General features: G+C 68.9%; 9 protein-coding genes, 1 tRNA gene and 1 other RNA gene. 6 read left to right on the forward strand and 5 right to left on the reverse strand.

Annotation, left to right across the window (positions count from 1 at the left end; genetic code table 11):
* Positions 1-123 precede the first annotated feature (123 nt).
* From moaC to QAA18_RS12365, 3 genes are read left to right on the forward strand one after another with little or no spacing between them, the layout of a single operon-like run.
* Positions 124-615 carry a cyclic pyranopterin monophosphate synthase MoaC gene (moaC, locus tag QAA18_RS12355; RefSeq protein ID WP_279413350.1) on the forward strand — a complete coding sequence of 164 codons (492 nt, stop codon included), beginning with the start codon at positions 124-126 and terminating at the stop codon, positions 613-615.
* Entirely contained in the window at positions 612-866 is a 255-nt protein-coding gene (gene moaD / locus QAA18_RS12360) for a molybdopterin converting factor subunit 1 (protein WP_279413352.1), read from the forward strand. The genes moaC and moaD overlap by 4 nt, the downstream gene beginning before the upstream one ends.
* Positions 867-1,283, forward strand: coding sequence for a molybdenum cofactor biosynthesis protein MoaE (locus QAA18_RS12365; protein WP_279413355.1), 417 nt, complete (start codon positions 867-869; stop codon positions 1,281-1,283).
* Positions 1,284-1,290: 7 nt separating this feature from the next.
* Here the strand turns inward: QAA18_RS12365 and QAA18_RS12370 are convergent, their stop codons facing one another.
* Genes QAA18_RS12370 through QAA18_RS12380 form a run of 3 tightly spaced genes read right to left on the reverse strand, consistent with a single transcriptional unit; the run spans position 1,291 to position 3,257 of the window.
* Positions 1,291-1,632 carry a DUF488 domain-containing protein gene (locus tag QAA18_RS12370; RefSeq protein ID WP_279413356.1) on the reverse strand — a complete coding sequence of 114 codons (342 nt, stop codon included), beginning with the start codon at positions 1,630-1,632 and terminating at the stop codon, positions 1,291-1,293.
* Positions 1,633-1,659: 27 nt separating this feature from the next.
* Positions 1,660-2,190 (reverse strand): cytochrome b, encoded by a 531-nt coding sequence (locus tag QAA18_RS12375; RefSeq protein WP_279413357.1) that lies wholly within the window; start codon positions 2,188-2,190, stop codon positions 1,660-1,662.
* On the reverse strand, positions 2,187-3,257 hold the full coding sequence (locus tag QAA18_RS12380) for a catalase family peroxidase (protein WP_279413359.1): 1,071 nt from the start codon (positions 3,255-3,257) through the stop codon (positions 2,187-2,189). Before QAA18_RS12380 ends, QAA18_RS12375 begins: the two co-directional genes overlap by 4 nt.
* A 117-nt stretch (positions 3,258-3,374) precedes the next feature.
* Here QAA18_RS12380 and QAA18_RS12385 point away from each other — a divergent pair, with 117 nt between their 5' ends.
* On the forward strand, positions 3,375-3,887 hold the full coding sequence (locus tag QAA18_RS12385) for a sigma-70 family RNA polymerase sigma factor (protein ID WP_279413360.1): 513 nt from the start codon (positions 3,375-3,377) through the stop codon (positions 3,885-3,887).
* Entirely contained in the window at positions 3,884-4,540 is a 657-nt protein-coding gene (locus tag QAA18_RS12390; protein WP_279413362.1) for an anti-sigma factor, read from the forward strand. Before QAA18_RS12385 ends, QAA18_RS12390 begins: the two co-directional genes overlap by 4 nt.
* 16 nt (positions 4,541-4,556) lie before the next feature.
* On the opposite strand, the gene ffs is transcribed toward QAA18_RS12390, so the two are convergent.
* Together ffs and QAA18_RS12400 are read right to left on the reverse strand one after the other, a co-directional pair.
* Positions 4,557-4,653: signal recognition particle sRNA small type (ffs, locus tag QAA18_RS12395), an RNA gene on the reverse strand.
* A gap of 30 nt (positions 4,654-4,683) precedes the next feature.
* A tRNA-Ser gene (locus QAA18_RS12400) sits at positions 4,684-4,776 on the reverse strand.
* 73 nt (positions 4,777-4,849) lie between these two features.
* Between QAA18_RS12400 and dnaX the strand changes: the two genes are divergently transcribed.
* A partial coding sequence (gene dnaX, locus QAA18_RS12405) for a DNA polymerase III subunit gamma/tau (protein WP_279413364.1) occupies positions 4,850-5,997 on the forward strand: 1,148 nt, incomplete at its 3' end.

Here is a 5,997-nt window from a genome sequence, read left to right on the forward strand (position 1 = left end):
CGAACGGGTCGCGGCGCTGTGGCGCGCGCGCGACGACCGCTACAGCGAACTGCGCAGCGCCGCGCGCACGAGCGACGAGGCGCGGTCGCGGCGGCGGGTGGAAATGTTCCTGGTGGGGGGCTGATGGCGGGCAAGGGCAAACTGACGCACCTGGACAGGCACGGCATGCCGGCGATGGTGGATGTTTCGGAAAAGCCGGCGACCGCGCGAGAAGCGGTCGCCGAATGCCGGGTGCGTTTCCCGGCGGCGGTGGCGACGCAATTGCGCGCCAGCGGCCTGAAGAGCGCCAAGGGCGGCATCGTCGAGACCGCGATCGTGGCCGGCACCATGGCGGTCAAGCGCACCCACGAGCTGATTCCCTTCTGCCATCCGCTGCCGGTCGAAGGCTGCCGGATCGCGATCGCCTGGCACGGCGAACGTGAATTGCGGATCGAGTGCGCGGTGAAGACCACCCATCGCACCGGCGTGGAGATGGAAGCGCTGACCGGCGCGACGGTCGCCGCGCTGACCGTCTACGACATGTGCAAGGCGCTGTCGCACGCGATCGTGCTCGGCCCGGCGAAGCTGCTGGGCAAGCGCGGCGGCAAGCGCGATTTCGGCGAGCGGGCCCGATGACGGCAGGCGCGATGAAGGTGAAGGTGCTCTATTTCGCCAGCCTGCGCGATGCGGTCGGTACTGCGGAGGAGACGGTCGAGACGCCCGCCGTCGATGCAACGGGCCTGTATGCCTCGCTGCAGGCAAGGCACGGCTTCTCCATGCCGCGCGAACGGCTGCGCGTGGCCGTCGACGGCGCGTTCGCGCAATGGACCGATCCGTTGCGCGACGGCTGCGAAGTCGCCTTCATCCCGCCCGTGTCGGGGGGTTGAATGCCGCGCTTCGCGCTGTCGCCGACTCCGTTCGACACCGCCACGCTGCGTGCGGGCCTGCTCGACGCGCGCGTCGGCGCCTACGCCAGCTTCGAAGGCTGGGTGCGCGACCACAACGACGGCCGCAGCGTGCATGGACTGCGCTACGAGGCCTACGAGCTGCTGGCGCTGCGCGAAGGGGAGGCGATCCTCGCCGAAACGATGGCCAGGTTCGACATCCTCGATGCGGCCTGCGTGCATCGCACCGGCGACCTGGCCATCGGCGAACTGGCCGTCTGGGTCGGCGTGACCGCTGCCCATCGCGAGCCCGCATTCGCCGCCTGCCGCCACATCATCGATGAAGTGAAATCGCGCGTGCCGATCTGGAAGCACGAACGCTACGTCGAAGGCGATGCCGGCTGGCTGCATCCGGACTGAACCCGGCTCACCTGCGCAGCAGTTTTGCCAGCACCACCGCATCGTTGTGCAGTTCGTCCTTCGCCGAATACACCAGGGTGACATGCCCCTGGCGCGCGAGCTTGCGCAGCTCGGCCAAGACAGGACTGCCCTTGAGCTCGGCGCGGTAGCGCTGCTGGAATTCGACCCAGCGCTCGGGATCGTGTCCGAACCATTTGCGCAGTTGCGTCGATGGCGCCACGTCCTTCAACCAGACGTCGATCGCGGCCTTCGCCTTCGTCACCCCGCGCGGCCACAGCCGATCGACCAGCACCCGCGTGCCGTCCGCATCCAAAGGTGGTTCGTAGGCCCGCTTCAGCGAGACCGCCATGGCAGGCTCCTCGACATGCTGGACTCCTCAGTCGTCCTCGCGCCGTTGCCACGACGCCATGCTCGACAGCACACCGTCGCGCCGGACCAGTCCGTGGAACAGCGCGGCTGCCAGGTGCAGCAGGATCACGGCGAACAGCAACAACGCCAGCCAATGATGCGCGCTGCGCAGCCATGCGAACAAGGCCGGGTCGTGCGGCGCGATCGGCATCACCACCGGATAGCCCGCCGCCGACAGCATCGCCCAGCCCACCAGCGGCATCGCCAGCAGCAACGCATACAACAGCCAGTGCGACAGCAGGGCGGCGCGTTGTTGCCAGCGCGGCATGTCGGCGGGCAACGGCGGCGGCCGATGGCGCAGCCGCACCATGATGCGCAACAGCACCAGTACCAGCAGGATGGCGCCCAGCGGCTTGTGGATGGCAAGCAGCAGCGCATAGGCCGTCGACGTCGTGGACACCATGCCGATGCCGATGAACAGCATCGCCAGCACCAGCGGCGCCATCAGCCAGTGCAGCAGGCGCGCCTTCGGGTCGAAGCGATTGCCCGGCGTCTTCATCGCGGAGCTCCTTCGCCGGAGCGCCGTCGCAGCGAAGCGGCGTAGACGGCCGAACGGGCCGCCAGTAAGGGGTCGTCGGAGGCGGCAATGCCCGATGGCAGTACCAGCGGATCGAAGGTGATGTCGCGGCATGGGCCGGCTGATTCTGGCAGCGCCTGCTCGATCACCAGCACGCCGACGTCGACGCGTTCGCGCGTCTCCGGCCACTGGATGGTGGCGTTGTCGCTGCGGTCGCCGGCGGCGGCCAGGGTGACCACCAGGTGCCAACGCTGCGGTCCCTGCCGCAGGCGTGCGGCCAGGTCGTTGAACAGGAAGTCGCGGTCACGCTCGTTGAGCGCATCGAAACGGCTGCGGTCGAGCGCGGTGAAGGCGGCCTTGGGCAGCATCGACCAGCGCACCACGCGCGCGACGCCGTCTGCGGCGATGAAACGGAAGGCGTTGATCGAGTGGTAGCTACCGTTGGCAAAGCTCGATGGAATCGGGCGCGATGCCATGAACGCATTGAAGGCGCGGGTCTCCGGGTGTGCGGCCAAGAATGCGGCCACCTTTTGGCGGGCGGGCTTTCCGGTCACCGGATCCGGGGTTGTTGCCCGTTGCAACGCCACAAAATCGCGTACGTTGCCAACGGGAAACAGCGGCACGCTGTTCATTGCCATGCGCCAGGTGCTGCCGTCGGCGGCCGTCAGGTCCAGGGCCAGGCTGCGCGGCGCAGGCACGCCGTCGGGGGCATATGGCGAACCCACGGCCAGCGCGAAGCGGCCGAACACAGGCGTGCGCCCGGGCGCGAACACCGCGGCTTTCGACAGTGCCTGGCCGCGGCCGTTGCTGTCGAAATGACCGATGACGCACGTGCCCTTCTCGTGGGCGCGCCGGAACCCGGGGTGCTCGCCGTTGTGCTGCTCGAGTACATCGGCCACGTCGGCTCCGGAAAGGCGTGCGGGAGACAGCCAGCCGGCGGTCCAGGCAAAGGCCAGGCCGATCGTGCCGACGGTGAACGCGATCAGGGCCAGGCGGGCGATCGTGCGGAATGGCCGTGGTGGTTGCGGTGGCGGGGTGGGAGGCGTCATCGTGGCTCCTGCGTGGCGTTCGATGACAGTTGGACGTCCGGGACGGCGGCTTATTCCACGGGAATAAACGCCGCCCTCGCGCGTCGTACCCAGGACACGGCAAGGATTTCATCCTCCATGAATGCGATCGACGACGACGAACTGCGCGCACTGTTGCCATCGCTGCGGCGGTTCGCGCTGACGCTGGTGCGCGACCCAAGCGATGCCGACGACCTGGTGCAGGCCAGCGTGGAGCGGGCGCTGTCGCGCTGGTCCACCTATCGAGGCGACGCCGGCCTGAAAGCCTGGCTGTTCTCGATCCTGCACCGAAGGTTCCTCGACCAGTGCCGGCGCGCGGGACGCTGGCGACGGGTGCTCGAGGCATTCGGTGCCGAGCCGGGCACCACCGTGCCATCGGCGGAGGACACCTTCGTGGCGCGGTCGTCGCTGCAGGCGTTCGCTGCATTGGCCGTCGATCACCGGGCGGTACTGCTTGTGGTGGTGGTGGAGGGACTGGGTTACGAGGAAGCCGCGCACGCGCTGGGCGTGCCGGTGGGCACCGTGATGTCGCGGCTGCATCGTGCGCGTGCCGCGTATCGCAAGCTCACCGGCGACGAACCCGGTGGCGCCCGGCTACGGAGGATCGGATGAACGAGCAGACTCCCGATGACGACACTTCGCAGGCGGATGTCGATCGTGAACTGCGCGCGGCGCTGGCCGGTGGCCTGGCGTTGCCGCCGAATCCGCGGCTGGACCCGGCCTCGATCCGGCGCAATCGCCGCAAGCGGATACGACACCGGTTCGTGCTGTGCGCCTCGCTGGTGCTCGCGCTTGGCCTGGGCGGCGTGGGCGGCTGGCAGGCAAAGTCCGCGCGGATCGCGGCTGCCGCGCCGCCGATGGAAGACGCCATAGCCGCATACCGCATATTCGCCACCGATCGCAGTCGTCCGGTCGAGATGGACGCCGCTCGTGGCGAGGAACTGCAGGCGTGGCTGTCGGCACGCCTGGGTCGGCCGATGGCGCTGCCCGACCTCCAGCCCTACGGTTTCGCGCTGCTTGGCGGACGCATGCTCGCCACGCCCGAAGGTGCCGCGGCGATGCTGATGTACCAGGATGCCGAAGGACGACGGATCAGCTTCTACGTGCGCCCGAGCACGCGCTTCGCCGATGCGCGCGGCAGTCGCCGCGACGATGGCCTCGCGTTGCGCTACTGGTACCGGAACGGGTATGGCTTTGCCGTGGTCGGGCGTGCCGGCGACCCGCGCACGCTGGCAGTGCAGCAGGCGATTCCTGCCGCGACCTGAGATTGAAATGGCGATGGCCCCGCCAACTTGCCTCGGCGCCCGCGTCGATCGATACCGTTGCTGCCTTCCGGCCCTGGCGGGGTTTTCGACCTAGCGTCGCGAGGGGCCGACGGGGCCACCATGGAGACTTGCTGTGCAAAGCTTGGCGGAGAGAGGGGGATTCGAACCCCCGAAGCGCGGTTTAGACGCTTACACACTTTCCAGGCGTGCTCCTTCAACCACTCGGACACCTCTCCGCTGGACCCGTTCATGCCGCCCGCAGGCGCCATTCAGGGCCGGCAATTCTACCCGGTCATGTCAGAATGGGCCATGTCCTATCTCGTCCTAGCCCGCAAGTGGCGCCCGAAGCGGTTCTCCGAGCTGGTCGGGCAGGAGCACGTGGTCCGTGCCCTGGCCAACGCCCTGGACACCGGCCGCGTCCACCATGCCTTCCTGTTCACCGGTACCCGTGGCGTCGGCAAGACCACGATCGCCCGGATCTTCGCCAAGTCCCTGAACTGCGAGCGCGGCACCTCGGCCGAGCCCTGCGGGGAGTGCGAGACCTGCCAGGCCATCGATGCCGGCCGCTACATCGACCTGCTCGAGATCGACGCCGCCTCCAACACCGGCGTGGACAACGTCCGCGACCTGATCGAGAGCGCGCAGTACATGCCCTCGCGCGGCCGCTACAAGGTCTACCTGATCGACGAAGTGCACATGCTGTCCAAGCCGGCGTTCAACGCGCTGCTGAAGACGCTCGAGGAGCCGCCGGAGCACGTCAAGTTCCTGTTCGCCACCACCGACCCTGAAAAGCTCCTGGTCACGGTGCTGTCGCGCTGCCTGCAGTTCAACCTCAAGCGCCTGGACGAGGACCAGATCGCCGGCCAGCTGGCGAAGATCCTCGATGCCGAGCAGATCGCCGCCGATCCCGGTGCCATCCGGCAGATCGCCCGGGCCGCGGACGGGAGCCTGCGCGACGGACTGTCGCTGCTCGACCAGGCCCTGGCCTACACCGGCGCCGCGGCCGGTGCCGGCAAGCTCGAGGATGCGGGCGTGGCGGCGATGCTGGGCAGCGTGGACCGCTCGCGCATCGGCGCGCTGCTGTCCGCGCTGGCCGCGGGCGATGGCGCGCTGCTGTTGCAGGAGGTGGCGACGCTGGCCGAGTTCGCGCCCGACTGGAACAGCGTGCTCGACGCGCTGGCCGAAGCCCTGCACCACGTCCAGGTGCGGCAGCTGGTGCCGGGCGCCGGCGTAGACGGCGCTGGCGTGGACATCGATGCGATCGCCGCCGCGACCCGCCCCGAGCTGGTCCAGCTCTGGTACCAGATGGCCCTCAACGCACGCCGAGACCTGCCGTATGCGCCCAGCGCCCGCGCCGGTTTCGAGATGGCCGTGTTGCGCATGCTCGCGTTCCGTCCCGGCCAGGTCGAGGGCGGCACGCCGCCTCCGGCCGGCGCTTCCGGCGCCGGCAAGGCAAC

The sequence above is a fragment of the Luteimonas sp. 8-5 genome (assembly GCF_029763755.1).
Taxonomy (GTDB): domain Bacteria; phylum Pseudomonadota; class Gammaproteobacteria; order Xanthomonadales; family Xanthomonadaceae; genus Cognatiluteimonas.

Excerpts from the sequence above, each read along its gene's own strand:
- moaC (WP_279413350.1), top strand. The coding sequence starts at position 124 with ATGGCGGGCAAGGGCAAACTGACGCACCTGGACAGGCACGGCATGCCG.
- moaD (WP_279413352.1), top strand. The coding sequence starts at position 612 with ATGACGGCAGGCGCGATGAAGGTGAAGGTGCTCTATTTCGCCAGCCTG.
- QAA18_RS12365 (WP_279413355.1), top strand. The coding sequence starts at position 867 with ATGCCGCGCTTCGCGCTGTCGCCGACTCCGTTCGACACCGCCACGCTG.
- QAA18_RS12370 (WP_279413356.1), bottom strand. The coding sequence starts at position 1,632 with ATGGCGGTCTCGCTGAAGCGGGCCTACGAACCACCTTTGGATGCGGAC.
- QAA18_RS12375 (WP_279413357.1), bottom strand. The coding sequence starts at position 2,190 with ATGAAGACGCCGGGCAATCGCTTCGACCCGAAGGCGCGCCTGCTGCAC.
- QAA18_RS12380 (WP_279413359.1), bottom strand. The coding sequence starts at position 3,257 with ATGACGCCTCCCACCCCGCCACCGCAACCACCACGGCCATTCCGCACG.
- QAA18_RS12385 (WP_279413360.1), top strand. The coding sequence starts at position 3,375 with ATGAATGCGATCGACGACGACGAACTGCGCGCACTGTTGCCATCGCTG.
- QAA18_RS12390 (WP_279413362.1), top strand. The coding sequence starts at position 3,884 with ATGAACGAGCAGACTCCCGATGACGACACTTCGCAGGCGGATGTCGAT.